We start from the raw sequence: 896 nt of genomic DNA, 5'->3' as shown, positions 1-896 counted from the left end.
CGCCTTCCCCGCCCGCCAACACCCATGCGGTCACCTGGATCTTGGGTTCTGGCGCGGCTGCATCCGCGCCGGGAGAGGGCAATGGCTCAGCCACCGATGTAGCTCATTTCCACCCGGTCCCCAAGCCCTGTGGGTGAGCTGGACTGGCGCAGTTCGGAGTAGCGGTCATCGCGGGACTGCCACAGGGCGGCGATGCGGCGCCTGAGCTCGTCGTCGCCGATGTGGGGGTTGCGCAGCAGGGCGCGCAAGTCATGGCCACGTGTACCGAACAGGCAGGTGTAGAGGCGACCATCGGTGGACAAACGCAGTCGGGTGCAGTCGCCGCAGAAGGCCTGGGTGACGCTGGAGATGAAGCCGACGCCTCCAGCGCCGTCGGCATACAGCCATCGCTCGGCGGTGTCGGCGGCATGGACCGAGCTGGCGGGCAAGAGTGGCCACTGAGCTGCGATGCGTTGACGCACCTCGCTGGAGGGCACCACCTGGTCAAGTTGCCATCGGTTGGTCTTGCCCACGTCCATGTATTCGATGAAGCGCAGTTCGACCCCAGTGCCTCGGAAGTGGCGAGCCAGCGGCAGGATCTGGTCGTCGTTGGCGCCCCTTTGCACCACCATGTTGACCTTGATGGGGCCCAGTCCCGTATGCTGGGCTGCCTCGATGCCGGCCAGCACGTCGTCCACGTGCAGGCCGCTGTCGCTCATGCGAGCGAAAACGGCCTGGTCCAGGCCGTCGAGGCTGATGGTCACTCGCTGCAGGCCGGCCTCTTTCAAGTTACGTGCTTGCCGGGTGAGCAGAACGCCATTGGTGGTCAGCGCGATTTCGGGCGCGACCCCTTGGGGCGTTTTCAGGGCGGCGAGTTGGCGCACGAGCGCCGGCAGGTCTTTGCGCAGCAGGGGCTC

At 66.4% G+C, this 896-nt stretch carries 1 protein-coding gene; it reads right to left on the bottom strand.

Going from position 1 to position 896, the window contains the following annotated elements:
* Positions 1 to 86 precede the first annotated feature (86 nt).
* A partial coding sequence (locus B2W70_RS11060; protein ID WP_286745696.1) for a GTP 3',8-cyclase MoaA occupies positions 87 to 896 on the bottom strand: 810 nt, incomplete at its 5' end.

This window comes from Aquabacterium sp. UBA2148 (assembly GCF_002328915.1).
Lineage (GTDB): Bacteria > Pseudomonadota > Gammaproteobacteria > Burkholderiales > Burkholderiaceae_C > Aquabacterium > Aquabacterium parvum.
This window is presented reverse-complemented; position numbering and strand designations above follow the sequence as displayed.